The organism is Microcoleus sp. A006_D1, assembly GCF_036702805.1.
Lineage (GTDB): Bacteria > Cyanobacteriota > Cyanobacteriia > Cyanobacteriales > Microcoleaceae > Microcoleus.
Map to the genome: position 1 here is coordinate 16883 of NZ_JAUBVZ010000005.1, position 26752 is coordinate 43634.

At 44.2% G+C, this 26752-nt stretch carries 21 protein-coding genes; 9 read left to right on the forward strand and 12 right to left on the reverse strand.

Annotated elements, in window-relative coordinates:
* The first annotated feature begins 19 nt into the window (after positions 1-19).
* Complete coding sequence (locus QUB68_RS10545) at positions 20-730, forward strand: hypothetical protein (protein WP_332991996.1); 711 nt, start codon at positions 20-22, stop codon at positions 728-730.
* 242 nt (positions 731-972) lie between these two features.
* Here the strand turns inward: QUB68_RS10545 and mutS are convergent, their stop codons facing one another.
* Positions 973-3600, reverse strand: coding sequence for a DNA mismatch repair protein MutS (mutS, locus tag QUB68_RS10550; protein WP_332992654.1), 2628 nt, complete (start codon positions 3598-3600; stop codon positions 973-975).
* A 518-nt stretch (positions 3601-4118) separates the two neighbouring features.
* On the opposite strand from mutS, the gene QUB68_RS10555 reads away from it, so the two are divergent.
* Together QUB68_RS10555 and QUB68_RS10560 are read left to right on the forward strand one after the other, a co-directional pair.
* Positions 4119-5285 carry a zinc-dependent alcohol dehydrogenase gene (locus tag QUB68_RS10555; RefSeq protein ID WP_332991997.1) on the forward strand — a complete coding sequence of 389 codons (1167 nt, stop codon included), beginning with the start codon at positions 4119-4121 and terminating at the stop codon, positions 5283-5285.
* Between the two features lie 27 nt (positions 5286-5312).
* The gene (locus QUB68_RS10560) at positions 5313-5528 is read left to right on the forward strand and encodes an acetyltransferase (protein WP_332991999.1); all 216 of its coding nucleotides are present in this window, start codon (positions 5313-5315) and stop codon (positions 5526-5528) included.
* Between the two features lie 218 nt (positions 5529-5746).
* On the opposite strand, the gene QUB68_RS10565 is transcribed toward QUB68_RS10560, so the two are convergent.
* Entirely contained in the window at positions 5747-6901 is a 1155-nt protein-coding gene (locus QUB68_RS10565; protein WP_332992001.1) for an AAA family ATPase, read from the reverse strand.
* Positions 6902-7084: 183 nt separating this feature from the next.
* Positions 7085-7888, reverse strand: a complete 804-nt coding sequence (locus tag QUB68_RS10570) for an RNA ligase family protein (RefSeq protein ID WP_332992003.1) — start codon at positions 7886-7888, stop codon at positions 7085-7087.
* Positions 7889-7974: 86 nt separating this feature from the next.
* Between QUB68_RS10570 and QUB68_RS10575 the strand changes: the two genes are divergently transcribed.
* From QUB68_RS10575 to hpxZ, 3 genes are all read left to right on the forward strand, one after another.
* A complete protein-coding gene (locus tag QUB68_RS10575) occupies positions 7975-8844 on the forward strand; it encodes a prohibitin family protein (RefSeq protein WP_332992005.1) in 870 nt (289 codons plus the stop codon).
* A gap of 235 nt (positions 8845-9079) precedes the next feature.
* On the forward strand, positions 9080-9499 hold the full coding sequence (locus QUB68_RS10580; protein ID WP_332992007.1) for a peptidylprolyl isomerase: 420 nt from the start codon (positions 9080-9082) through the stop codon (positions 9497-9499).
* 91 nt (positions 9500-9590) lie between these two features.
* Positions 9591-9977 carry an oxalurate catabolism protein HpxZ gene (gene hpxZ, locus QUB68_RS10585; protein ID WP_332992009.1) on the forward strand — a complete coding sequence of 129 codons (387 nt, stop codon included), beginning with the start codon at positions 9591-9593 and terminating at the stop codon, positions 9975-9977.
* A gap of 55 nt (positions 9978-10032) precedes the next feature.
* Here the strand turns inward: hpxZ and QUB68_RS10590 are convergent, their stop codons facing one another.
* From QUB68_RS10590 to QUB68_RS10600, 3 genes are all read right to left on the reverse strand, one after another.
* Positions 10033-11178 (reverse strand): restriction endonuclease, encoded by a 1146-nt coding sequence (locus QUB68_RS10590; RefSeq protein ID WP_332992010.1) that lies wholly within the window; start codon positions 11176-11178, stop codon positions 10033-10035.
* 5 nt (positions 11179-11183) lie between these two features.
* Positions 11184-12035 (reverse strand): adenine-specific DNA-methyltransferase, encoded by an 852-nt coding sequence (yhdJ, locus tag QUB68_RS10595; protein WP_332992011.1) that lies wholly within the window; start codon positions 12033-12035, stop codon positions 11184-11186.
* A 66-nt stretch (positions 12036-12101) separates the two neighbouring features.
* Entirely contained in the window at positions 12102-13226 is a 1125-nt protein-coding gene (locus tag QUB68_RS10600) for a THUMP domain-containing class I SAM-dependent RNA methyltransferase (protein ID WP_332992013.1), read from the reverse strand.
* Between the two features lie 450 nt (positions 13227-13676).
* Between QUB68_RS10600 and QUB68_RS10605 the strand changes: the two genes are divergently transcribed.
* The 3 genes from QUB68_RS10605 (at position 13677) to QUB68_RS10615 (ending at position 16244) form a co-directional block, all read left to right on the forward strand.
* A complete protein-coding gene (locus tag QUB68_RS10605) occupies positions 13677-13829 on the forward strand; it encodes a hypothetical protein (RefSeq protein WP_332992015.1) in 153 nt (50 codons plus the stop codon).
* Between the two features lie 167 nt (positions 13830-13996).
* On the forward strand, positions 13997-15145 hold the full coding sequence (locus QUB68_RS10610; protein WP_332992016.1) for a cupin domain-containing protein: 1149 nt from the start codon (positions 13997-13999) through the stop codon (positions 15143-15145).
* Between the two features lie 76 nt (positions 15146-15221).
* A complete protein-coding gene (locus QUB68_RS10615; RefSeq protein WP_332992018.1) occupies positions 15222-16244 on the forward strand; it encodes a sucrase ferredoxin in 1023 nt (340 codons plus the stop codon).
* A 164-nt stretch (positions 16245-16408) separates the two neighbouring features.
* On the opposite strand, the gene QUB68_RS10620 is transcribed toward QUB68_RS10615, so the two are convergent.
* The 6 genes from QUB68_RS10620 to QUB68_RS10645 form a co-directional block, all read right to left on the reverse strand.
* A complete protein-coding gene (locus tag QUB68_RS10620) occupies positions 16409-16891 on the reverse strand; it encodes a GNAT family N-acetyltransferase (protein WP_332992020.1) in 483 nt (160 codons plus the stop codon).
* 122 nt (positions 16892-17013) lie between these two features.
* Positions 17014-18411: a TldD/PmbA family protein gene (locus QUB68_RS10625; RefSeq protein WP_332992022.1), complete on the reverse strand. Its 1398-nt coding sequence runs from the start codon at positions 18409-18411 to the stop codon at positions 17014-17016.
* 154 nt (positions 18412-18565) lie between these two features.
* The gene (locus tag QUB68_RS10630) at positions 18566-20044 is read right to left on the reverse strand and encodes a TldD/PmbA family protein (protein ID WP_332992024.1); all 1479 of its coding nucleotides are present in this window, start codon (positions 20042-20044) and stop codon (positions 18566-18568) included.
* Between the two features lie 41 nt (positions 20045-20085).
* Complete coding sequence (locus QUB68_RS10635; RefSeq protein WP_332992027.1) at positions 20086-21594, reverse strand: hypothetical protein; 1509 nt, start codon at positions 21592-21594, stop codon at positions 20086-20088.
* A 223-nt stretch (positions 21595-21817) separates the two neighbouring features.
* Positions 21818-24841, reverse strand: coding sequence for a CHAT domain-containing protein (locus QUB68_RS10640; RefSeq protein WP_332992028.1), 3024 nt, complete (start codon positions 24839-24841; stop codon positions 21818-21820).
* Positions 24842-25256: 415 nt separating this feature from the next.
* Positions 25257-26561, reverse strand: a complete 1305-nt coding sequence (locus QUB68_RS10645; protein WP_332992030.1) for an aspartate aminotransferase family protein — start codon at positions 26559-26561, stop codon at positions 25257-25259.
* Positions 26562-26752 lie beyond the last annotated feature (191 nt).

The window sequence follows — 26752 nt, forward strand, 5'->3', positions numbered from 1 at the left end:
TTTAAGGAGATTTGCAAGAGTGATACAAGCGGATTTGGATGAGTTGAGAATTCCTGAAAAGGAGTTGGAAGATTTGAGCGGAATAGCTTTGAGCGACGGTTTTTTAGGTAATTTTTATCGACCTGATACACTCCGGAACGGCAAAAAGCTTTTTGCTTTTTTGTTCCATGAGTTGCTAATATTTTGCGTGACGCTTGTTGTCTCGCTCCCTGTTGCTTTGCTGGTCAACAAACATGAAGTTAGTTCCGTTAGCGATGCTGAGATATTGCTTCGAGTTTTACAAATAACTTTAGGTTTATCGCTAGCGATTACTGTTGCTTGGAATGTCTATCAATGGGTGAAGGCAAAGCCTCTGGCAACGCTGGCGGGTCTGCTGGATGAAGTTGAGAAGTATCATGAGGTGATTCAGGCTTTAGATATTATCGATCGCCTAACGGCTGCTGGCAACTTACAAGCCAATTTAATTAATCGACAAGATGCAATTGCAGCATTGCAAATCACTAGAGAAAGTTTGGTTTGTGCTTTAAAAACAGAGAGGATTCTCCGGGAAAATCAGCAATTTATCGGCCGCCGTTACGAGTTATTTGCTAATATTGAAAGTAATTTGGCGGCTTTGATGGCGCTGGATGTGAGCGATCGGGCTAGTGAATACGGGCGGCTGCTAAATGAGGCTTTGGAGATTGGGATGAGCGTGCACAAAGAGGTAAGAAAGTTGCAAAATGGCAAATGATACGATTTTAGATTTTAGATGGGGAATGGCTGATGAATTAAAGGACGCACCGTGACCTCAGAAACCCGGTTTCTTCGTGTATTTCTCGTTCGCGTGCGAAAACTTTTCGTAGAAACCGGGTTTCTAGCCCCATCCGTAGACCTCAGAAACCCGGTTTCTTCGTGTATTTCTCGTTCGCGTGCGAAAACTTTTCGTAGAAACCGGGTTTCTAGCCCCATGCGTAAGTCCTGAATTTGACAATTTTAATCGTCAAAGATATCTAACTGTTGGCCCTCCGACTCTTGTTTACCCTCTTTTTTAACACCTTTCCGCAGCCCGATCGCAATTTTGCTATGTTTCTCAATCTGCTTCATCACCTGTCTCGCCCTGTCAATCACCGACGGCGGTAAACCAGCCAACCTCCCGGCTTCAATTCCGTAGGACTTGTCAGCACCTCCGGGGTGAACTTCGTGCAAAAATACAATTTGATCCGGCAATTCCTTCACCGTTACCTGATAGTTTGCCACATTATCCAAAATCGAAGCTAACTCATTCAACTCGTGATAGTGAGTCGCAAAAATCGTGCGCGCCCGAATCTCGCTGGCTAAATATTCTGCCACAGACCAAGCAATCGAAAGCCCGTCAAACGTCGCCGTTCCCCTACCAATTTCATCCAACAACACCAATGATTTCGGCGTGGCGTGATTGAGAATATTTGCAGTTTCGTTCATTTCCACCATAAACGTAGACTGACCGGTTGCTAAATCATCCACAGCGCCGACGCGGGTAAAAATGCGATCGCAAATTCCCAAAGTTGCAGCCTTCGCCGGGACAAAACTGCCCATCTGCGCCATTAACTGAATCAAACCCACCTGTCGCAAATAACAACTCTTCCCGCTAGCATTCGGCCCGGTTAAAATAATTAAATCTGGGCGACTTAGCGCTGCTTCCCGACCCAAAAAAGCCGAATTCGGGACAAAAAATCCCGGCGGTAAAGACTTTTCCACCACCGGATGACAACCTTCAATAATTTTAATTTCCCGGCTTTCAACCATAGTCGGGCGACAGTAATCTTGATAAACCGCTACTTCAGCCAAACCGCACAAAACATCCGCCGCAGCCACCGCGCGGGAAACGTTGCGAATAATTTCCGCGTGCTCTCCTACCTCCGATCGCAATTTCGCAAAAATATCGTACTCCAACTGATTCAAATCTTCGCGCGCCGTCAGAATTCGCACTTCCCTTTCTTTTAATTCTTCAGTGCTGTAGCGTTCTTCATTTGTAAGAGTTTGCTTGCGCGTGTAGTCGTTAGGCACTTGGTCAACTTTGGATTTGGTAATGCTGATGTAATAGCCGAAAGCTTTATTGTAGCCGACTTTTAAATTAGCAATTCCGGTGCGTTTCCGTTCGTTAGCTTCTAAATTTGCAATCCATTCTTGGTCTCCTGATGCAGTTTGGCGCATCTCATCAAGCATCGCATTGATGCCGGATCGAATCAAGCCTCCTTCTTTTAAATGAATCGGCGGTTCGTCAACTAAATAAGCGTGAATTTGAGTTGCTAATTCTTCTAAAATGGGCGGGACATTTTGCAGCGCTTTTAAATAGGGCGAAATCCCTTCACTGGCGATCGCCGCCAATTGAGGTAATTTTGACAGAGAATCGGCTAAAGCGACCAAATCTCGGGCGCTAGCGGTTCCAGAACCGGCGCGCCCTGTGAGTCTTTCGATGTCGTAAATTTGGCGCAGCAACTGCTGTAAATCTTGACGCAGCGGATTATTTTCTACTAATTCTTGAATCGTGTCGTGGCGGGCGCAAATGCCTTTAATGTTGAGCAAAGGTTGCAGCACCCAGCGGCGCAAAGCGCGGCCTCCCATGGCGGTGCTGGTTTTGTCTATCGCCCACAGCAGCGAACCGTGAAACACGCCATCTCTGACGGTTTGAGTAATTTCGAGATTGCGGCGGGTTTGGTAGTCGAGTGTCAGAAAATCGGTGAGAGTGTAAGTGTGCAATCTTTGCAAAGCAACTGATTTTTCTTTTTGAGTTTCTTCGAGATATTGCAGCAAACCGCCGGCGGCGCGCACTGCAAAGGAAAGGTGTCCGCATCCCATGCCTTCGAGCGATCGCACTTTGAATTTTTGCAGGATTCGCTGTTTTGCTTCGGACAAAGTAAACGGGATTTGCGATCGCAAAGAATAGCAAAACGAATTCGGCAAACAATCGGGTAAATGCTCAGATTTCTCTCCGGGCCTCAACATCGTCACCAAATCCGGCGCATTAGTCGGAATCAAGACTTCTGAAGGTTGCAATCGCAGCAATTCTAAGGTTAATTGTTCTAAACTTTCGGCTTGGGTAGTGACGAATTCTCCCGTCGAAATATCAGTATAAGCCAATCCCCAATGTTCCCCAGCGATTACGACTGCTGCTAAAAAGTTATTTTGTCGGGGCTTGAGCATTCCGTCATCTGTCAAGGTTCCGGGAGTGAGAATGCGGGTAATTTCGCGCTTGACTTGGCGGCCTTCGCGGGCGGCGATCGAGGCATCTTCAACTTGGTCGCAAACTACTACAGCATAGCCTTTTTCTACTAATTGAGAAGTATAGCGATCGAGGGCGTGGTGCGGCACTCCTGTCATCGGCACTCGACCGATTTCTTTGCCGCTTTCTTTGCTAGTGCAAACCAGTTCTAATTCCCGGGAAATAGTCACGGCATCTTGAAAAAAACACTCGAAAAAATCTCCGACTCGAAATAATAAAAGTGCGTGGGGATACTGTTCTTTCACTTCCACATACCGCTGCATCATCGGCGTCAGCTTGGTGAATTCTAGTAGGCGGTGGTCGGCATTGGGTATGTTGGCTTGACTGGGGTCTGTTGGGGTAGATGCAGTGTAAGGCATAAAAGGCGATCGATAAATTTTGATCTTTAACAACTTTAGCGCAAGCTCGGCTTTTAGCTATAACTAATGATACAATTTTTGACGATTAATCCTCCTCCAGCAGGGTGCGCGATTCTCAAGATGCGATCCCAGTTATATGGTTCGTAGTGCGGACTTCAGTCCGCAGTATAAGAGCGGACTGAAGTCCGCACTACGAGCCGCGCGTGCGGTTAATCGAGCTGACACGATATGACAGAGCAGCGACTGGCGATCGGCAAAAACAACCTCAGCCATCCCGCCGTTAGCTGTTAAGTGTTAAAAAAATAACGCGAAAGCTTCTGCAATTTAGTCTGACAATCTCTACTTCTTTGTAATTTAAAACAGCCGAAAGATAGATTTGTAAATTATACCTCGGATAGAGAGCTGCTAGATTTTTTATGCTTAAAATTAAAACATCCTGCCAATTGATTTAGCTGCGGAGTAAATTTAAGATTTAGAATCAAAAATCTGCTAGTAGTTAACTAGAGGAAAACGAAATAATGAAAGCTCTTTGCTGGCACGGAGCAAATGATGTGCGAGTTGATAATGTACCAGACCCAACAATTATCAATCCGCGCGATGCGATAGTGAAAATCACGTCTACAGCAATCTGCGGCTCAGATTTGCACCTCTACAACGGCTTCATCCCGACAATGCAATCGGGCGACATCATGGGCCACGAATTCATGGGGGAAGTAGTCGAACTCGGCAGCGAAGTCAAGAACTTAAAAAAAGGCGATCGCGTTGTCATTCCTTTTACTATTTCTTGCGGTAGTTGCTTTTTTTGCAATAAGGATTTGTGGTCTCTGTGCGATAACTCTAACCCGAATGCTGGGCTGGCTGAAAAAATGTTCGGTCATTCACCGGCGGGACTTTTTGGCTACTCGCATTTAACGGGCGGCTATGCAGGCGGTCAAGCCGAATACGTGCGGGTTCCGTTTGCAGATGTCGGCCCTTTGAAAATTCCTGACGGACTTTCTGACGAGCAAGTATTGTTCCTCACTGATATTTTTCCGACTGGTTATATGGCTGCCGAAAACTGCGACATTAAACCGGGGGATACTGTTGCTGTTTGGGGATGCGGGCCTGTCGGACAGTTTGCGATCAGAAGCGCGTTTATGTTGGGAGCCGATCGAGTAATTGCGATCGACAGGGTACCGGAACGCTTGCAAATGGCTGCCGCAGCTAAGGCTGAAATCATCAATTACGAAGAAATGGACGCCGGGGAAGCTGTCACCGAAATGACCGGCGGACGCGGGCCAGACGCCTGTATTGACGCGGTGGGAATGGAAGCCCACGGTACCGGTCTCGATGCTTTGTATGACAAAGCTAAGCAAGCTGTGCGCCTGGAGAGCGATCGGCCTACGGCCCTGCGACAAGTCATCCTCGCCTGTCGCAAAGGCGGTACGGTGTCAATTCCCGGCGTTTACGGCGGTTTTGTTGACAAAGTGCCTTTGGGTGCAGCTTTCAACAAAGGCTTGACCATGAAAATGGGACAGACGCACGTTCACCGCTATTTGCAGCCTTTGCTCGATCGCGTTCAAAAAGGCGAAATTGACCCATCATTCGTGATTACCCACCGCATGAAATTGGATGAAGCGCCCGAGGCTTACGAGATTTTCAAGAACAAAAAAGACAACTGCATCAAAGTTGTCCTCAAACCCTAACTCACGATTAATTCACAAGGAGAAACTATGCTTTTACAAGAAAAAGAATCCGGCGACTTGATAGAAATCATTGATATCGAGACTTTAGTCAGCCCAACAAAAACAGAGGTTGCGGGCAAAAGTCAAGCAGGTCAAGAGGAGCAAGAGCCGGCTACTTTTGAAAAGGATAAATTGGTGTTTCCGTCTGGGGAAGTTCTGCCCCGTTGCTGGACTGAGGAAAATTATAAAACTCAAGGTTCGTAGTAAGGACTTCAGTCCTTGATTGACTCATTCACTAATTCAGGACTGAAGTTTTTTCTACAAACTTAAGAACGGACTAAAGTCCTTACTACAAACCTCAGGTTCGTAGTGTGGACTTTAGTCCATGATTTTATAATTAATAAGTTAAGGACTGAAGTCCGAACGATCAAACCAAACTGAAAGACTAACGATTATATTTGCGGTAAAAATAAAAATGGCGATTAATTGTTAACTATTCGATCGACTTGATGCGCTTCTGTGATATCTGGAATATCTAGGCGATCGGCTAATTTGCGAATCACGGCTTCTGGTACGGGTGCGTTGCGGGAACTGTTGCGCCGCAATACTTCCTCCAAAGGAACTTCCAGGTAAACAATCCGAATTCGCGCTTGATAACCGGCAAAAAAATTAATTAATTGCTGGCGCATTTGTTTAGTAGTATTGGTAGCATTCCAGATAAAAGAACGCCCCACTCTCATATATTCCCGCGCTCTATTTTTGGCTTCCATTATTACATTGCCGGGAGTTTCATCGGGACGAACGTTCATCTCTTTTCGCAGCGCGTCCAGCGAAATTACCGGGCGATGGGGCAGATTTTCTTTAATCCAATAATCTTTACCGCTACCAGGCAATCCAGACATCAAAACTACTTCGCATCTAGTATCGTCAAATGCTTCGTAATCGGGATTTCCGTTATCTTTGCGGAAGTAGATAAATCGGCTGTGTGCTGAGGGGAATTGTCGCGGAGAATTCAAGCAGTTATTTTCTTGACAAAACTCCCGAAATAGTTGTATTTTATCCAGGATTTCTTGTCTGTCGCCGCACTCTCGCCCGCGCACGTCTGCTTCTGCTAACAGTGCGAGAAAATCGCAGCGCACAACTTGACTGGCTTTAATGACAGACTGCTGCGGGTTGGGTTTGTCCAGCAGCCAGATGGGTAAACTGCCGAATTGGACGATCGCCCCAACAGTCTCCCGAATGCTAAACTGCACAGGCGGCTCGAATTGAGACAAAATTTGTCTCACCATCCTCGCACCTTGACGGGCGTGACCTTTCGAGCTAATTCTGCCATTTTCTTCTATCTTGGTAAAAGCCGGTTTTGCGACATCGTGCAGCAAAGCCGCAGCAAAAAGCATCGAACGTTCTTGCACAGGAAGCTGTCGCCAATTCTGGGAAGAGATTAAGGCTTCGCAGACCATTTTGGTGTGAATTAACACATCTCCTTCAGCATGATAAATCGGGTCTTGCTGACATCCTTCTAAGTTTTGAATCCAATCGAAATGATTTTGAATGCTTTCCCAATCCAGGAACCAATCGGGCGGTTCGGGACAAAAGGGAAAAGTCCAAGTTGCGGATTGTGACAATAAAGTAGTCATGGTTTTACCTGTTTGTTAATAACGTATTTTCTTAGTCCGCGGAGGCGGACATCGTTTGTGTAGCAGCGGTTTCAACCGCCGAGTCTGATTTGTTAACATCCTCTATTCTTGAGTCCGCGGAGGCGGACATTGTTTGTATAGTCGCGGTTTCAACCGCCGACTCTCAACGGACTATTAGCAATTTTAACTAAAATTAAATAAATCAGCACCCGGACGCAAAACATTAGGTACAATCGGGCGATTCAGCCAATGTCCCTCCGCATTTTTAATAGCAGTTAAAAAGCTAGCGCGCACGTATTTGTAACGCGCCTTAACAATTCCATCTTCTTCGACTTTAATATACAAACCCTCCATAACATCGCTTTGATCGGTCTCTTTCAAACATCGCTCTTCATCTAATCCCACTTCCCGGCAGTACAAACGCAACCGATTCAAATGTCCGGGTTGAATAAAATTAGATTTATCCATCAACTGCATCATTTGTTTGGGCGATTTCAGCACTCCAGAAAACAGCACTTGAACTGACAATAACGGCAATCCTGAAAGCAGTTTTTTTCGAGATTCTGTACTCAAAAATTGACTTGTTTCTAAGTCCAGCACGTCGTATTCCATAAAATAGTGCGGCAAAAAATCATAAAAAACCGTGTGTTTGGCATACAGCCATTCGCCGTACAAAATATAACGATTTCCCAGCACTTCTCCCAGCACGCCGCTGAGACTGAAAGCCCACTGTTTGAATAAGTTAAAATGTTTTTCTCTCGGCCCGCCGGTGAGATAGTGGCCGCGGCTTTGCAGCAGCATTTGCCCGTCTGGGGCGAAGCTGATGCCCGTATTTGCGCCGTCTACCTTTTCTTCGATGATTAAAGGGCGATCGGCAATAGCGCTAAACGGCACGCTGTCGAGGTCTTCATCACCCGGCTGGAAACGCGAACCTTCGATGTGATAAGTTCTAGGATATTTCACAATTTCCACCATCAGCTTACCCATCCATTTAAAATTTTAAATTTTAGATTTTAGAGGCGATTCAATCCATTTAACCATTATAATTGAATTATCACAAAGGAGCATATATTTTGAAATCTCAAAATTTCCAGAACATATCATCAGCAATCGCTGGAATTCTATTAGTAGTCGCGCTACTCCTCGGCTTCAACTCTTTTGTTGTCATCAATCCGGGTGAAGCAGGGGTGGTCAGCGTTTTAGGAAAAGCCACAGATGGAGCATTGCTAGAGGGATTTCACTTCAGGCCCCCGCTGATATCCAAGGTAGATATATACGATGTAACAGTGCAAAAATTTGAAGTTCCAGCCCAGAGTGCTACTAAAGACCTTCAGGATTTAAATGCTAGTTTTGCCATCAATTTTCGCCTCGATCCTGCGAGAATAGTTGATGTCAGAAGAACTCAAGGAACATTGGAGAATATAGTTTCAAAGATTATTGCTCCTCAGACGCAAGAAGCGTTTAAAACAGCGGCTGCACTGAGAACGGCTGAACAATCTATCACTCAAAGAAGTGAACTGAAACGAGATTTTGATAGTGCACTTAAGGAAAGGTTATCAAAGTATGATGTAATCGTGCTTGATACAAGCGTTGTCAACATTCGATTCTCCACAGATTTTGCGAAAGCGGTGGAAGAGAAACAAGTTGCTGAACAGCGGGCGCAAAGGGCTGTTTATGTTGCTCAGGAAGCAGAACAACAGGCTCAAGCTGACATTAACCGCGCTCAAGGTAGGGCAGAAGCTCAAAGACTTTTGGCAGAAACTCTGAAGGCTCAAGGCGGCGATTTGGTGTTGCAAAAAGAGGCGATCGAAGCTTGGAGAAGCGGCGGCGCTCAGATGCCAAAAGTGCTGGTTATGGGCAGCGGTTCGAGTCGGGTTCCTTTCATTTTTAATATGAATGATATGCAGGAAGAACCCGATCGCAAAACAGTGACCAACAATTAAAATAGCAGTGAGGCCAAGCAACCCGGTTTCTCCGAAAATATTGACTTTGTAACGATAAATTTCGCCCGAAACCGGGTTTGCTCAGAAAGCCTGCACAAGTCCTATGAGAGTTGGCGGAGTATGCTACACTTCGGAAAGCCAAAATATAGCGACAGCTTAAAACCTGTCGCTATCAAAGCGAAGTCCGCAATTAACACGCAGACAGCACACTCATTTTAGAAAGCCAGGAGAAATTATGACCCGCGCTATTATGGAAACCAACAAAGGCACGATCAATTTGGAACTGTTCGATGCGGATGCGCCGAATACAGTGAAGAATTTTGTTGACTTGGCAGAAAAAGGTTTTTACGACGGACTATCGTTTCACCGAGTCATTCCTAACTTTATGGTTCAAGGTGGCTGTCCCCAAGGCACTGGAACAGGCGGCCCTGGATACAAAATTAAGTGTGAAATCAACTCGAACAAACATTTGGCAGGAACTTTATCGATGGCTCACGCAGGCCGCGATACAGGTGGTAGCCAATTCTTTATTTGCCATTCTCCGCAGTCTCATTTAGACGGAGTTCACACAACTTTTGGCAAAACTGAAGATATGTCTGTTGTCAATGCTATTAGCAAAGGCGACAAGATTATTTCGCTCAAGATTGAGCATTAATTTCCCGTAATTAGCCGCGTTTGTAGTAAGGACTTTAGTCCTTATTGCAAACAATAATTGTAATAATTAATAATTTTAAAATCACCAATTTATGACGGAAATCAATGATGCTGCTGTGGTGGCACAGTTAACTGAATTGTACTTAAAATATGAAAAAGCTCTTTGTACCAATGATATTGAAACTCTCGATAACTTGTTCTGGGATGCGCCGGAAGTGGTGCGGTTTGGGGTGACGGAGAATTTGTACGGGGGCGATGAGGTGAGGGCTTTTCGTCAAGGGCGTGAGGTTGTAAATCTCGATCGACAAATGTACAATCTAAAAGTCGTGACTTTCGGTGCAGACACAGCGGCTGTGACGCTGGAATTTCGGCGTGCGATGGATGGAGTCGTGCGGCTGGGGCGGCAAAGTCAGATGTGGCGGAAGTTTCCTCAAGGGTGGAAGATTGTTTCCGCTCACGTTTCTTTGTTGCCGGTGTAGGTGTGAAAGGTAAGGAAACAATAATTGTCTAAAGCAAGCGAACTTTTTTACTGAATCATTCATCTTCTACTGAAATGTCTAATAGTTCAATTTCCAGACTTTCTTCCTCATCTTCATAATTAAATTCCAATCTGCTCTGCTTAATAATTTCGCTCAATATATTGCTTAAATATCCTTGGGCAACAGCTTGTTCAAATCTTTCTATCAGAATAGGAACACTGATTATTTCTTCTATACATTCCATGTACTGCGACACTATAGCATTGATTGAATACTGCTTGCGAGCTTGTGCTTCAATCTTTGATTTAATTTCAATATCTGAATCTAAAGATTTAACTACAAATGTTATCGGATACCTTTCAATTTTATCAATGTCTAGGAAATATTTATTCACATCTACAGTTTCTGTCACTTGAAAAAAACGTCCGAGGGGTTTCATTACAAAGTCAATTCCCCCATCATTAGCATTTGTCCTACCTGTTTTAAACAGCTTTAAATTTTCTGGCTGGAGTCTGTCTAGTTCATAGCCCCAATAAATAACTAGGTCATTGTAGTAGTATTTTAAAATACTGTAGCTGACTATCTCAAATATTCTAGCATCTACAGTTGGCGCTACCATTTGTTTGATAAATTCTCTAACTTGATCCTCTGTCAATCTTTGAGCATCTTTACAAAGTTGAATAAACTTTTCAAAGCTATCTCTCTTAGCTTCAACGTAAGCATCAATTATGTGGATTACTGTTTCTGCTATATTGTGTTCATTCTCATTAATTTTAACTTTTAATAAATTTTCGTTAAACCAATACCTGTTATTTTTCGGATTTCTCAAAATTGGGATGAACCCACAAGTGGGAAAATATTTTTTAAATTCTTCATTCATCCTATGGTTCAACCCATGATTTTGAAGCTTTTGCCCGAATGGTAATTCACGCTGTCTCTTAAAAATATTTGTATAAACTGCACCTTCATAATTTGAATACATCCCTGTTAGATAAAAGTTTTTTACAAAATAGTCTTCAACTAAAACATAGATAGCGTATAAATTAGCAAAACTTCCTCTTGATTTTGAGCCTTTATTTGCAGATTTAGTCTTTATATTCAAATATAAAATTAGGTGGCTTTCAGTAAATATTTGCTCGCCCACCTCGCCAAATTTATCCTCTAAAATTTTCTTAATTATTTTTGTAAATTCATGTTCCATTTTAATCACACTTGTAAGTTTAGTGTTAGCTGCTTTGGCGAAAGTTCACCGGAGTTGAATTCAGACATCACATCCTCTTCACTATCATCCGGGGTAATTCCTAACCTCCGCAATCCTATTTGTAGATACTTTTCTTGTAATTCTATACCAATTGACTTTCTTTTAAGCTGCTTGGCAACAAATGATGTTGTAAAACTTCCCGAAAATATATCTAGTACAATGTCACCCTCATTACTACTTGCTTTGATAATTCTTTCTAACAACGATGTTGGTTTTTGGGTAGGATGCTCCTCATACTCAGGCATACGATATCTGACTCTCGGAAACTCCCAGACATTACCGGGAACTTTTTCAGAATTATATACTGATGGTGTAGACTTGCGGTAGTCAATTAGTTTTCTAACAGCTCCGGTTTTGGCTTCTACAAGGATATCTGAGGAATTAAATGTATAATTTCGTTTGTCTTTGACGCAATATAAAATTGGTTCGTACAGAGAACCGTAATATTTTTTTGCTTGTACGCCCGAACTGTCATAATACCACACTATTCGAGAAAGAACTGTTAGGCGATCGCGCAAATATAAATCAAAGTAGGGCATACTTTGAGTTGATGCCATCAGATACAAGCTGCCGTTATGCTTAAGCTTATTAACACATAAGTTCAACCAATTATAACTCCATTCTAAATAATCGCTTTCAAATTCCCACTTGTCTTGAAAACCATTGAAGTCTTTGCCAATATTATAGGGAGGATCGGCAAAAATTAGATCTATTGAGTTGTCTTTTATTTCACTAGAAAGCACTTCTAAGACATCTCCTAAAAAGAGCTTGTGTCCGTCAAGTTCAAAGATTTTCATTCAGCCTAACCTCTTCTCATTAATGTTGGCTTTTACGAAGTGTACTAAAATATGTTATCTAAATATTCAATACAATTCATACTTGAGCAAAGTACACGGAATCGACCCATTAAAAACCGGAATTCGTTTCGATGTTCTGAGTCCTACCTTTTTCGCTAACTCCTTATTTCCAGTCAAAATAAACGCATTCCAACCTTTAAAACGCTGTTTGAAAATATCGCCCAACATCTGGTACAAATCTCCCAATTCGCTAGCATCTCCCAGCCGCTCTCCGTAGGGAGGATTGCAAATCAGCACGCCTCTATCTGCTGGTGCTTCTAACTCGGATAACTCGGTACGAGCAAACTGAATCTTACCTGCAAGGCCTGCTTGCTGGGCGTTGGTGCGAGCTTGATCTAACATATCGGAATCGCGATCGCACCCGGCGATCATTTCTGGAAGCTCAGGCAATTCGCCGTTTTCAGCTTCCGCCCACAATGTATCCCACAAAGGCTCGTCAAAATCGCGCCAAGTCATAAATCCAAACTTTTCTCGAAACAGTCCCGGTGCAATATTCAAGGCTTTTAAACTCGCTTCCAAAGGCAAAGTTCCCGAACCGCACATCGGGTCTAAAAAAGGTAAATCCGGTGTCCATTCTGCCATGTCTAACAAGGCCGCAGCTAGGGTTTCTTTGAGCGGAGCCAGCCCCATTGCCGGTCGATATCCCCGCCTGTGCAAACTGCCGCCGGAACTGTCTAAACTCAAAATAGCGCGGTCTCGATGGATGTGAAGGTTAATTAGTAAATCGGGATTTTCGACATCAACACTCGAACGCTTGTTAAATTGGTGGCGCTGTTGGTCGGCGATCGCATTTTTGACCTGCAAAGCTGTAAAGTGGGTGTGATTTAACTTGTCGTTGCCACCGGTGCAGTTGACTGCTAATGTATTGTCAGCGTCTAAGTATTCGTCCCAAGGGATTTTCTGGACTTCGCGGTAGAGCTTATCTGAGTCGTAACACCGGAATTCGGCGATCGGCATTAGCACTCGAAAAATTGTTCTCGACCAAAGATTGACGCGGTACAATAAAGCGCGATCGCCCGCAAAGTAAACTCCTGTAAAATCGGGCTTGACATCCTGCGCCCCTAAACGTTCTAATTCTTGGGCGGCAATAGCTTCTAAACCGCGCGCAACTGTAGCAAAATATTGATTCATTGATAATTGGGAATTGGGAATTGGGGATTGGGAATTGGTTTTTCTCGATCGCCCTTAATCAGATAGTAGCTCGTTTTAATCCTAACTCTCACAAACAATACTCTACCTTAAGGTAGATGCCTCTGTTCAAAAAGACTGATACTTTTCAGATCAGTTTATCAATAAGCGATCGCCCGCTGACCGCTGTAGTTAAAAGGTCGATCGGTCTAAACCGCACTCGCTAAACCTCCAGAATCAAGCAGCGGAAGGGATTCACCCTTAATCCTCAACTAGGTTGGCAACTGCTGCGAAGTACGCTTGCAGCCCGCTTATTGAAAAGTATTATTAATTACTTGTGCAGTTTATTGACTTCATGTTAGGCTTCTAGTGAAAGTTGAGAATTCAAGCCCTAACGTCACAGTCAGGGAATATTTCAGCTAAATGGGTGTACTACAACAATTGGAGGCAATTATGTCAAAGGAAATCAACGGATCGGCTCTCAAACTGTCCCGCGCTAGCAAAATCCAAGTAGAAGTCAAGGAAATTGCCAAGCACGCCACAGCTAAAAACATCTCTTCTGTGCTCAATGTTGATGCCGATGGTAGCGATGTTACCAACGAGTAATTGCAGATTTTTCCGTTAGACTTCGCATCCCCCAAGCAAGAAGTAATAAATTTTACCCTTGTATGTCGGGAAGTGTGGAGTAATTGAGGGCAAGCGCAAAGCATTGTCCTCAATTATTCAATTGTTCAAAACTTATTGAGAAAGTTTATCGTTTATTTTTGTAATTTATGCGATCGCTCGCCAATCTACTCAAACCATACAACCTCAAAGATTTTCTAGATAACAACTGGACAAACAAAGCAGTTGTGATTAAGAGCGAAGGAAAAAAAGACTTTGCACACCTATTTTCCTGGGAAAAACTCAACTACCTGCTCAACTTTCACGAATTAAAATATCCCGAAATTCGCTTAGCAGTAGAAGGAAAAGTTCTCGACGAAAGCGAAAATGCTAATCTCATCAAATTATGCCAATCGGGAGCAACTTTAATAGTCAATCAAGTTCACAAACTAATCCCAGAAATAGCTGAATTTGCGGCTGAAGTAAAAGCAGATTTAGGCTATCCAAACCAAGTAAACGCCTACTGTTCCTGGCCGGAGAAACAGGGGTTTTCCTCCCACTACGACACCCACGAAGTTTTTATATTGCAAACAGACGGCATCAAGCAGTGGTATGTATTTGCCGACACAATTAAATACCCGCTGATCGACCAAAAATCCTCCACTTTTCCACCACCAGAAACCCCGCCGTATTTAACCTGCACTTTGCACCCCGGAGATGTCCTTTACATACCGCGCGGACATTGGCATTATGCAGTTGCTTCAGATGAACCGTCGCTGCATTTAACATTAGGAATTCATGGCAAAACAGGAATTGACCTTTTAGAATGGTTGGTTGGCGAATTGCGGCAGCAAGAAGAGTGGCGTAAAAGTTTACCGCTGCGAATAAATCCAGATTCGATAGATACAAGTGTAAATAATTTAATTGCTGAATTGCACCGCTACGCAAACAGTAAAAATCTTGGAGAAGAGTACAGCAGCTACCTAGATAGTTTAGCCAAACCTGTGGCGAAATACTCTCTCCCTTATCAAGCAGGCTTCAACATTTTTCCTTGTGGCATTCAAACTAAGTTTAGAATTCCCCAGTTTCAGCGGGTGAGGATTCGCGAATTGCCTGACGGGTGCGGATACAAAATCGTTGTTGGAAGCAAAGAAGTATCTCTCAAAGGAGTAACTGGTAAATTTATGGACAATTTATTCATTACAGAATTTTTTACAGGAGAGGATGTCATGGATTGGTTGCCGGATTATGATTGGGAAATAGATATAGTGCCGCTTTTGTCGAGGCTAGTGCTTGACGGAATTATTTTTGTTGGTTAAAACTAGAGAAAATGACTAGCTGTGATGAATGAGTCGTTAACAGAGCAGTTTATGATTACACATAATGAGGTAGAAAATGACAGATACTTTTTTTTGCGCTGATGCTTCTAAATGCGTTCAAGAGGATATTATTGGTAGCGCTACTAATTACCAAACCTATGTATTAATTGAATGCTGTTTGCCTTGGGAATCAGAAGCTTTTAATTCCAAACAAGTGTCCCAGAATCTCAGGGATTTGGTAGAGGAAGTAGAGTATTCAAAGCAAAAAATCAGATTTCTATTGATAAATAGTGACCAAACTAAATGTGCTGACAAGCGCAAAGTTTTGATTTATGACAACAAAAGTCAAGAACTTTTTGGCGGTTACGAAAAGTACGAATTTAATGCGAATAACATTGAAGAAGTAGCGGGAATTGTTAAAAGCTATTTGGCTGGAGGAACCCCGGATTGCGAAGTTGAAGATAACCCAAGTAGAGATATTTTGGTTTGTACTCACGGGAGTCATGATAGATGTTGCGCCAGATATGGCAATCCTTTTTATGCCCAAGCAACGGCTTTGATTTCGGAGTTAGAATTGAGTGATGTTCGTGTTTGGAAATCTAGTCACTTTGGCGGACATCGCCTTGCACCGACTGCGATTGATTTGCCTGACGGCAGATATTACGGAAATCTCGATCGCACTTCGTTCAAATCTATTCTAACGCGCACTGGCGATATTGAATGTTTGAATAAGGTTTATCGGGGTTGGGGGATTTTGCCGAACCAAATTCAGGTTTTGGAACGAGAATTTATTATCCGCTACGGGTGGGATTGGTTCAATTACAAAGTTGCAGGGCGCATTGTTGAGCAACATCCCGAAAATGATGGTTTCGTTGCTGAATTAACTTTTGAAAAAGTAGATGGCACATATACCTATCGGGCTGATTTAGTCAAAGATGAAACTAAAACAGTTCGGCTGAAAGGTTCCTGTGGTGCGAAGCAAGAGTCAGAGTTTGTCAAGTATCTTGTCAAGGATTCTTACTTTTACTCGAAAAAAGAGGAGTCAAAGTTTGTCATTTATCCGGGAATTCCGCAGCCGATATTGGTCGAGATAATGTGAGATTGCATCTAATGCTCACATAAGACGGCGGTTGAAACCGCGTCTACACAAACAATGTCCGCTTTCCCGCCGACTAAGAGAGACGGCGGTTGAAACCGCGTCTATACAAACGATGTCCGCTTTCCCGCCGACTAAAGAAAATAACGTAATTTCAACTGCCGTCTTCAACCCGCGGAGGTGGGTTTTGTCTGTATAGACGCGGTTTCAACCGCCGTCTTCAACTCCATGAATATGTGCGGGATTCCCAAGTGATTAAAGGGATTGTCTTGTTCGACAAATCCGAGGTTTTTGTAAAATTTAACGGCGTTAATGCGAGACATCAGTCTCAGTGTTGTAAAATTATTTTCCTTAGCTTGTGCGATCAATTTTTCCATCAGTTTAGTGCCGATTCCCTGGTTTTGAAATTCAGGAAGTACGGCAATATAAGAGATGCTGCCTAATTTTGGCGATAATTCTCGGAGTCTGCCCGATCCGATGATTGTGCGATCGCCCGTTGCTGCTATGATATGACAAGCACCGTTCTCGTGATTGTCTCTTTCGCTGCCTCTTTCCATGCCCAGGGGCGATCGCAAAACCAGCCACCGCTGATCAAACATATCTTCTAATTCTTGTTCGTTTTGAACTGGACGTATATCTATAATTGGCATTTTTGGAGTGAATTAATGTTTTATTTATAAAAGCAAGGGGTAGGGCGGGTTTACAAGTTAATTAGTTTTAGGTCAAGATGGTTGGTAAAACCCGCCCCTACAATTGGTGGTAAATGTGCCAGTTACAAGCTGTCAGTAATACTCGTGAAATTAAAAGCTTTCACGCGCACTCCGGGTACGACACTGCTACCGTAACGTTTTACCTCGGCAACTGCATCCACATCGCGCAACATATCAGGTAAAACTTGATTGAAACGGAAGTTTTTAATCGGGTAAACAATCTTACCATTCTCAATCCAGAAAGTACCGTCGCGAGTCATGCCCGTTACTTCCGATGTTTTCGGATTCACGTAGTTGACATACCAAGATCGACTGACGAAAATTCCGCGTTCAGTTTGAGCGATTAAATCTGCTATACTTTGATCGGAACCTGTCATCACCATCGGGTAATAAGCACCTTTCGCTTCTTTGCCTTTTTGTGCAGCCCAGTAGCGCGAATAAGATAAACTTTGAGGAATGCCATTTTTGATGATTTCCAAATAGTTATTGCTCAATCCGTCGCCGAAGAAATTATTCGATCGCAACAAAGGATGAGCCGGATCGCGCTGCACCTGCACTAACGGGCTGAAAAGTTGTTCCCCCGCGCGGTTTCCAGCGGGTTTTCCCTCCGCATCGGCGATCGACATAAACGATCGCCCCTCATCCGCCGCCCGCGCATCCATACCCCAAATTATCCACGGTAGCAAATCTGCAAACGCAGCACCATCAAAGATTACAGGATACACGCCGGGAGTGATTTCGCGGGGGTTGCGGGAGGCTTTCGCGCGATCGACAACTTGTGCTGCTAATTGAGATACTTGTAGTTGATTGATACCCCAAGCCGTGCTTTCCGTCCAGCTAGAACCGTCTCCAATGCGGGCTGTAAAGCCGAAATTCGCCTCTGTAGATTGGTTGTAGGCGCGGAGTCCGGTTGACGAGGCGATCGCGTATAGCGAAGCCTCAGCGCTCAATGTACCGGAAGCTTCCGCGCCTTCGCCAGATGCGATCGCACAGGCTTGTCGCACCATTTCCGCGCGCGCTAGAGGCGATACAGCGGCTGTTGCTTCATCAAACGCGGGCCCGGGTAGATCGTAGGTTTGAGGGGGCAGCAAGGGCATCCATTCGGGGTCTGCGGGGGCAATTCGGGCGAGTTCTTGCGATCGCTTGATGGTTTGGGCGATCGCATCTTCATCAAATTCTGTAACAGCAGCGGAGGCGCTTTTGTTGCCGAAATAGCTAGTAATGTTGAGGCTAAATACAGTCTTGCTAATATTTTGGCTGATTTGATTTTCCGAGAATCTCGAAAGAGATTCTTCGCCAGTAGAGAGACTGACAAATACTGCTTCTGCTGCCGATTGTTTAACTACATTTTCTAGTAAAGATAAGGCTTGGTCTTCACTTAAAATTGCGGGCGACGTTGTTAAAGTCATGATGGGAATTGGGAATTGGGAATTGGGAATTGGGAATTGGGAATTGGGCATTGGGAATTGGGAATTGGGAATTGGGCATTGGGCATGGGGCATGGGCATGAGCAATAGAGAATGCTTACTATCTCTAACAACAACCAACAAATAACAAATAACAACTAACAACTAACTAATGCCCTATGCCCTATGCCCCATGCCCCATGCCCTATTACCCAATTTGAATATCCCTGACGCGCACCGGCACGCAAGCGTGAGTCATCTGAGCAACCTGCATCGGTTCACCTTTTCCGCACATATTAGTACCGCACTGAACCCGTTCGGAAGCAGGCCCGATCGCATCTACTTGATTCCAGAAATCAGTGCTCATTGAATGATAGGTTACGTCCTTCAACATACCGACAACTTTACCTTTTTCCACCTTCCAAAAAGCATTACCACCGAATTGAAAATTGCGCCGCTGTTGGTCAATTGAAAAACTGCCAATACCATCAATTAAAATGCCATCTTCGGTATCAGCAATCATCTCATCCAAAGTAGCAGTATGACTGCCGCCATCCGGGCCTGGTTCCAATCCCAAATTAGGAATTCTCACCATCGGTACGCTCGACCAACTGTCAGCGCAAGCAGAACCGTTGCTGCTACCGCGTCCGAGGCGATAAGCTGTCTCTCTGTCAGTGAGATAATCAACTAAAATTCCATCCTTGACAACGTACCAATCTTGTGATTTTACACCCTCATCGTCGTAACCCATTGTACCGCGACCGTGGGGTTGAGTGCGATCGCACTTGAAGTTTACCCAAGGTGCAGCGTATTGCAGCTTATTTAACTTATCGGTAGTAGCAAAACTCGTGCCAGCAAAATTCGATTCGTAGCCGTAAACCCGGTCTAATTCTGTTGGGTGTCCGACGGATTCGTGGATTGTCAGAAATAAATTTGTCGGCTTGAGAATCAGGGATTTGCAAATACCAGCCGGGACTTTCGGCGCAGCGACTTTTTCAATTGCTTCGGCGGCTACTCTGGCGACTTGACTCAACAAATCGTCTGGATTAATATGTTCGTAACCGATGTTTAGGGGCGGGCGTTCGTAACTGCGACTTTGGGCATCGCCGCCCGCAATTGCCGTACAGCCAAAACCCGGATAGCTGCGGTAGATTGTTTGTTCGATTAGCGAGCCTTCTGTGGATGCAAAAACCTTGTCTTCGCGGTTGAATGTCAAAAAAGAATAAGCTTTTTTGATGCCTTGTGATTCGTGTGCTAGCAGGCGCTCGTTGATGGTTAATAAAAGTTCGGCTTTGTCAGCAACGGGGACAGAAAACGGGTCAATTGCGATCGCACTAATGTAGGTATCGACATATTTTTCGACGGGAACTAAGCGCACCGGTTCTTTTTGAGTCAAGCGGCTGCCTTTAGCGATTTCCACAGCCAAAGCGACGATTCTGGCAACCTCTGCGGGTGTTTTGTTGTGACTGGCGGCAAAGCCCCAAGCGCCGTCTAGCAGGACTCGCACGCCAAAACCGGAACTTACATTATCGGAGATATTGCTTAAAGATCGATCGCGCGCATACAAACTTTGCCTCCGGTAAGTGCAAAAACGGACATCACCGTATTCGCACCCAGATTTCCGAATCAAATCTACAGCCAAATTTGCCAACTCGTTAGCAGAAACTTTTGCGGTTAACAGTACCATAGTTATTCGTCGTTCGTCGTTGGTTATCAATCATTATAGCGCTACTGTCGAAATATTTTCCTAATCAACACGGCGATACCCAGCATTAACAAGCCAAATACTAAGCCAAATAGGAGACTCCAGAGAATTGCCTCAGCAGAGGGATGCAACGGGAGGGAAAAATCCGGTTGCCATTGAATCCGTGTCTCCTTGATCGGAGGATAGGCTGCGGAGAAGATTTGTCCGCCACCGATCGCAGTTCCGACAAAAAAGATGATATTCTCAAGTTGGCGATCGCGCTTTTTCTCCTCTTCTTCCTTTTGCCTGTACAATTGTATTTGTTCGCGATCGCGCTGACGTTCTCTTTCTTCCTTTTCGCGATCGAATTCCACCTGTTCGATTTCCACCATCCCGCGCACAGTCGATATCGACTGCTGGAACAAATCTTGACTAGCAATCAGATAATTCAAATCAATTTCAATTTGCCGCTGATACTTACCCTCAGCTAAATCTAGAAACCTCTGCCAAAAATCCAGATTATCACCTTCGATAGACAAACTTCTAATTCTTGTCAACATCTCAGCATAATTTTCAGCATTAATATCGATTGTATTTCTATCTTCCTGCAAATACCGTACTTGCTGAGCACAAGCCAACATTTTAGTCCGAATTTCAGCCAAAAAATCCTTCAATTTCTGCAATTTAACTTGTCTATCTTGTTCAGTTTCAATTTCACCAAATTCAGCAAGCTTCTTCTCTAACTCGCCGACAATTTGCTGTGCTTGGCGATACTTTTTTCGAGCTTCGCGATACACAAATACAATTTTAGCACGAGAACATAATAGATTTATCAAATAAGAATTAAATGTTGTGGTTGCGAATTGCAAAGTTTGGGAATTATCTTGCAACCATATTAGAATGTGACACCGTTTAGCTGCATCATCTTCTCGGCTGTCATACTCAAAAATCGGACTCCCGAATAATATCCCTTCCCCGCGAAACTCCGGTGAAGCTTGCTGTTGATTGTGGACAAAAGCTGTAACGCATTCATCAGCTAGCTTGCGGTAAGTATCATAAACTGCTGGTGCGGCGTACAACAATAAAGTTTGTCCGAGGGATGGTTTAATTGCGTTGGGCAACAAACAACCTTGGGGATTTAATTGATTTAAATCCACTACTTTCATTGTGACATTCTTATAATAAAATGTCAAATCTGCGGTGTAAGTATCATAAATTCGCAGAGGATAGATTGAACCAAAAAGTTTGGGCAAATCTGGCTGAGTAATTGGTTGTAAATCCAGAGTTTTGCCATCGAAAATCAGCAATTTGCCATTATTTGGATTTTCCTGTTCGCCCTTGGGATAATACTGTTTGTCTTTGTAACAAATTAGTTTATCTCTGAGGGATTTTAGTTGGTTGCTGTTAAATTGTGTGCCGACATTATCTGCTAAATTTTCCCACAGAGATTGAGCATTTTTGGCTACTACGTCATAGCCTTCATCGCCATCATTCCGCAGGTGGAAAGGATAGAGGGTAATGCTGGGATTTTTAATTTGCGGTGGTTCCTGCATAATCGAATTTGTAATATGTTTTTGCGAGAATCCAGAAACCGGGTTTTTTTACGAGAATATCGTATCACCACCGAAAAACCCTGAAAAACCCGGTTTCTTTGATGGTAATACATGGCCAGAAACTTCTTTAATCTTGGGTGGCCAGAAACCGGGTTTTTTCGATAATAATTGGTCACAGCCCGTGCTCTGGGAAAAAACCCGGTTTCCTTAATCTTGGGTATTTTTATGTCGATTCCGTGCCCAAAGTATCCGTCTCAACCACCACAGAATCCCCAGACAAACCCAATCGAATCTTATTTTCCTTCAACGTCTCATAAAACTCCCTCACGACTTCCTCCGGCGCATCACTATCAGTCCCGCCCGCACCCATTTGATAAATTTCATTCTCCAAATTCTCTTCAATTTGAGGCTTAGTTTCGCACCAATCCTTGATTCTTTCAGCTATAACATTCACATTATCCATCGCACCAATATCAATCGCTGCTAATTCTGCCACAAATTGCGGTTCCGATATTTTCAATAACTTACTAAAAGCCGCCACAATTTGTTCAGGTTTCGCATCATCGGGAAGTGACATTTTGAGACTCCTTAAATCTATTTTTTCAGTTGACAGCGGTAAAGTTTCGGTTTCGCCAATTAAGGTGAATGCAGCCCAAGCTATGGGACTCGGAAATCGAGCTTTTGTGGTTAGCATAGCACACCGCAAGGCCGCTGCTCGATTGTCGCCCCGTGCTAAATTTTGGTAGAATTCAGTCATTAGCAACTTGGCTGAAATCACTCCCATATTCCACAGGGAAACGATGATGCTGGGGACTCCGGCGAGGATGAAGCAGCGCGACAATCCGATGACTCCATCTCCGGTAATTTTACCGCGCCCGGTGCTGCACGCGCTCAATACTACAAGTTCCGAATCGAGTTTTAATTGCAGGATATCCACGGCATGAATTGCGCCGTCGTCATCTCCTGATGGTGCTAAAATTATCGCGCCCGGAATGCCGGAACCTTGGAAATCGTCGAGGAGTCCGTGGGCGGATAAATGGACGATGCGGGTGTTTAGCATTCTGTCTAAAATGGCTACTTTGGTGGCATTTTCGCCGCTAATTGCTTGGGTTCCTAATGTTGCGGCGATGGCTTCAGCGGCTTCTTTTGCCCTGGGAATTTGGCGGAGTTTGTAGGGCTTTTCTTTGAATTTGGCGGCGATGGTTGGATCGCCGACAATTAGGGCGGCTTGTCTCAATCCTCGCACTCGGTTTTGATGTTCGCGGGTGATTTCTAATACTTGGATGGATGGGCTGGTGAGGATGGTATGATTTTCGATTAAGTAGCGGTTGTTGCTATCTTGCAAGGCGGCGAATGGTACTAAAAATAAGTCGTAGTGGGGGATAAAGATGATGGGGGAATTGGCATCGGTGGGGAGTAAGTCGATGATGGGCTCGATCAGGATTTGATGGAGGAGTTGCAGTAGGGGAAAGCAGCCTGTTTCGTCTCGGTTGTACTGGGATTCTAGCTGAATTTTGTTGCCTGCGTCGTCGGTTTCTTCGGTGCCGATGGAGACGCGGGTTTTGAGGATGATTTGTTTGAGGGTTTGGTTTTGTTGGTTGAGGGGTTCGAGGTTGGCGGCGCGATGGGTGATGTTGCCGTTTGGTTGGATTACCCAAATGTAAATTTCTGGATTGACAATGGAATATTCAACTATTATGCAGTTTCTATCGCAGGCGATTTGTTGGATTTTGGCAATTGATAATCTATTTGTTTGGTCGTTGGCTGGGACATCATTTGTTAATAGGGTTTGTTGTAATAATTCGACGAAGGCGCGGGTGCGGGACATCTCGGATATTTCTAAGGCTTCAGCAAATTTAGATCGGACGACTAGGACTTCTTGTAGCAGGAGATAGCTCTTTTCTTGGGTTTCAAAGATTGAAGCTTTATGGTCGTTATTTACTAACTCGGAACGCAGAGTTTCACAATTTTGGACTGAAGCATAGAGTGCTGTTTCAGCTTCAACAAGTTGGTTGTCATTGAATAGACTGTTGCCCAATCCGTGGAGGGCACTAACTTCTCCTTTTCGATTTCCGATTTCCCGATGAATCTCTAAAGACTGTTGGTAAAATTCGATCGCCCTGTCGTATTGCCCTAGGAGTTGGTACGGAATGCCCAAATTGCCGAGGGAATTAGCTTCTCCTTCACGATCGCCGATTTCCCGTTTAATCTCTAAAGACTGTTGATGACATTCGATCGCCCTGTCATATTGCCCTAAGAATGCGTAAACATTACCTAAATTGGCAATAGAATGAGCTTCTCCTCTGCGATTTCCGATTTCCCGTTCAATCTCTAAAGACTGTTGCTGAAATTTTATCGCCTTAGATAACTGCCCTAGGGATTCGTAGTCAGCGCCCAAACTGCCGTGGGAAAAAGCTTCTCCTTGGCGATATCCAATTTCCCGTGAAATCTCTAAAGATTGTTGGTGAAATTCGATCGCCCTGTCGAATTGCCCTAGCGAATAGCAAGAATTGCCCAAATTGCCGAGGGAATGAACTTCTGTCACACGATCTCCGATATCCCGTGAGATATCTAAAGACTGTTGGTGAAATTTTATCGCCCTGTCATATTGTCCTAGGGAATTGTAAGCAATGCCTAAATTGCAAATGGTAAGAGCTTCTCCATCGCGATCTCGGATTTCGCATGAAATCTCTAAAGACTGTTCGAGAAAATAGATCGCCCTGTGGTATTGCCCTAAATAATTGTAAGCAATGCCCAAATTGCAAAGGGCAGCAGATTCTCCATTGCTATATCCAATTTCGCGTGAAATCTCTAAATACTGTTTGTGAAAATAGATAGCCGTGTGGAATCGCTGTAGGGATTGGAAAGCATCGCCCAAACCGTGGAGGCATAACGCTTCTCCATCGCGAAATCCGATTTTTTTATAGATAATTAATGCCCCTTCATAAGACTGCAAAGCTTCTCGAAATTGACTAATTTGATACTGGCCATTTCCTTGTTTTAACAGTCTGTCTGCCTCTAATACAGGTAAAAATTTCCGCAGTGCCCCGGCCATTTTTTTTAGCTGCTTAGCATTATTTAATTTCCCTTTTTTTCTGAAATGATTTGCCTTTTTCTGTACTTCCGCCAGCAAGCCATCATCCGCCAATTCCCAGTGAGTAGCTAATATCTCCGCTTCTTTGCCCTTGGGACAGTTTAGGATTTTATTTATCAGGTTGAGATAGGCTTGTTGGCGTTGTGAGCTCATCGCGATTTGGGATTTGGGATTGTTTGATCTATGCTGTGTCTGGTAACGCAGATCCGGAGGCTCTTTCTCTGAGATTTTGGGTGTGGCGAGAAACCGGGTTTTTTCGAGAATAGTTGATTACAGTCGGAGATTTGGGCAAAAACCCGGTTTCTGAGATTTTGGGTGTGGCGAGAAACCGGGTTTTTTCCAGAATAGTTGGTTAAAGTCAGAGATTTGGGCAAAAACCCGGTTTCTGAGATTTTGGGTGTGGCGAGAAACCGGGTTTTTTCGAGAATAGTTGATTACAGTCGATGATTTGGGCAAAAACCCGGTTTCTGAGATTTTGGGTGTGGCGAGAAACCGGGTTTTTTCCAGAATAGTTGATTACAGTCGGAGATTTGGGCAAAAACCCGGTTTCTGAGATTTTAGTTTAATCTCACTCCAATCCCTGCAAAACCGTAGTTAATATTTCCAAAAGAATGTCAATATGTTCCTTCTCAATAATCAACGGAGGCGACAAAGCAATAATATCACCAGTAGTCCGAACCAGCAACCCTTTTTCAAAGCACTGCAAGAAACAATCAAAAGCCCGTTTCCCCGGCTTCCCAGGGATAGATTCCAACTCAATCCCCGCCACAAGTCCCAAATTGCGAACATCAATTACATGGCGCACACCTTTTAAAGAATGAACGGCATTTTCCCAATAATCAGCCAACTTATCAGCCCGTTCAAACAGCCTTTCTTCCTCATAAATATCTAGCGTCGCCAAAGCAGCCGCACAGGCCACAGGATGCCCAGAATAAGTATAACCGTGAAAAAGCTCGATCGCATTTTCGGGAGCATTCATAAAAGTATCATAAATTCCCTCCTTCACAAACACCGCCCCCATCGGCACAGTACCGTTAGTTATCCCCTTCGCCGTCGCCACAATATCGGGAATTACCCCAAAATATTCCGTAGCAAAACTAGAACCCAGCCTGCCGAATCCAGTAATTACCTCATCAAAAATCAGCAGAATCCCGTACTTGTCACAAATCTCCCGCAGCCGCTGCAAATAACCTTGCGGCGGAATCAAAACCCCCGTAGAACCCGCCACAGGTTCGACAATTACCGCCGCAATATTAGACGCATCATGCAAAGCCACAATCCGTTCCAATTCATCCGCCAAATGCGCGCCCCATTTCGGTTGTTTGCGACTGAAAGCATTGTGTTCTAAATTATGAGTGTGAGGTAAATGATCAACTCCTGTCAACAAACTGCCAAACATTTTACGGTTTGTACCGATACCGCCGACAGAAATGCCACCAAAACCAACACCATGATAACCACGTTCCCTACCAATCAATCTTTGGCGAGTTCCTTCACCTCTAACTCGGTGATAAGCAATCGCAATTTTTAAGGCAGTTTCTACAGATTCAGAACCCGAATTAGTGAAGAAAACGCGATCGAAATTACCCGGAATCATCTTCACCAAACGTTCCGCTAATTCAAAAGCGCCGGGGTGTCCCATCTGAAAAGGTGGGGCATAATCTAGAGTCGATACTTGCTTGTGAATTGCCTCAATAATTTTCGGGCGGCAGTGTCCTGCATTCACGCACCAAAGCCCCGCAATTCCATCTAAAATTGAGCGGTTATCATCGGTTGTAAAGTGCATATCTTTTGCCGAAACCAAGATGCGCGGATTGGCCTTAAACTGTCGGTTCGACGTGAAAGGCATCCAATAAGCGTCCATATTTGTCATGTTTTTTTATCCTTTTATATTTATAGAAGACTTGGCGGTTGAAACCGCGTCTATACAAACGATGTCCGCCTCCGCGGACGGTCGAAAATAAGGTAATTTTAACCATACGGTGTTGAACCCGCGGAGGCGGGTTTTGTCTGTGTGGACGCGGTTTCAACCGCCGTCTCATCTTCAACCCGCGGAGGCGGGTT

Bases quoted from the DNA above. Each gene is read 5' to 3' on its own strand.
- mutS (WP_332992654.1), bottom strand. From the start codon at position 3,600: ATGCCTTACACTGCATCTACCCCAACAGACCCCAGTCAAGCCAACATA.
- QUB68_RS10555 (WP_332991997.1), top strand. From the start codon at position 4,119: ATGAAAGCTCTTTGCTGGCACGGAGCAAATGATGTGCGAGTTGATAAT.
- QUB68_RS10560 (WP_332991999.1), top strand. From the start codon at position 5,313: ATGCTTTTACAAGAAAAAGAATCCGGCGACTTGATAGAAATCATTGAT.
- QUB68_RS10565 (WP_332992001.1), bottom strand. From the start codon at position 6,901: ATGACTACTTTATTGTCACAATCCGCAACTTGGACTTTTCCCTTTTGT.
- QUB68_RS10570 (WP_332992003.1), bottom strand. From the start codon at position 7,888: ATGGGTAAGCTGATGGTGGAAATTGTGAAATATCCTAGAACTTATCAC.
- QUB68_RS10580 (WP_332992007.1), top strand. From the start codon at position 9,080: ATGACCCGCGCTATTATGGAAACCAACAAAGGCACGATCAATTTGGAA.
- hpxZ (WP_332992009.1), top strand. From the start codon at position 9,591: ATGACGGAAATCAATGATGCTGCTGTGGTGGCACAGTTAACTGAATTG.
- QUB68_RS10590 (WP_332992010.1), bottom strand. From the start codon at position 11,178: ATGGAACATGAATTTACAAAAATAATTAAGAAAATTTTAGAGGATAAA.
- yhdJ (WP_332992011.1), bottom strand. From the start codon at position 12,035: ATGAAAATCTTTGAACTTGACGGACACAAGCTCTTTTTAGGAGATGTC.
- QUB68_RS10600 (WP_332992013.1), bottom strand. From the start codon at position 13,226: ATGAATCAATATTTTGCTACAGTTGCGCGCGGTTTAGAAGCTATTGCC.
- QUB68_RS10605 (WP_332992015.1), top strand. From the start codon at position 13,677: ATGTCAAAGGAAATCAACGGATCGGCTCTCAAACTGTCCCGCGCTAGC.
- QUB68_RS10610 (WP_332992016.1), top strand. From the start codon at position 13,997: ATGCGATCGCTCGCCAATCTACTCAAACCATACAACCTCAAAGATTTT.
- QUB68_RS10615 (WP_332992018.1), top strand. From the start codon at position 15,222: ATGACAGATACTTTTTTTTGCGCTGATGCTTCTAAATGCGTTCAAGAG.
- QUB68_RS10620 (WP_332992020.1), bottom strand. From the start codon at position 16,891: ATGCCAATTATAGATATACGTCCAGTTCAAAACGAACAAGAATTAGAA.
- QUB68_RS10625 (WP_332992022.1), bottom strand. From the start codon at position 18,411: ATGCCCAATTCCCAATTCCCAATTCCCAATTCCCAATTCCCAATTCCC.
- QUB68_RS10630 (WP_332992024.1), bottom strand. From the start codon at position 20,044: ATGGTACTGTTAACCGCAAAAGTTTCTGCTAACGAGTTGGCAAATTTG.
- QUB68_RS10635 (WP_332992027.1), bottom strand. From the start codon at position 21,594: ATGCAGGAACCACCGCAAATTAAAAATCCCAGCATTACCCTCTATCCT.
- QUB68_RS10640 (WP_332992028.1), bottom strand. From the start codon at position 24,841: ATGAGCTCACAACGCCAACAAGCCTATCTCAACCTGATAAATAAAATC.
- QUB68_RS10645 (WP_332992030.1), bottom strand. From the start codon at position 26,561: ATGACAAATATGGACGCTTATTGGATGCCTTTCACGTCGAACCGACAG.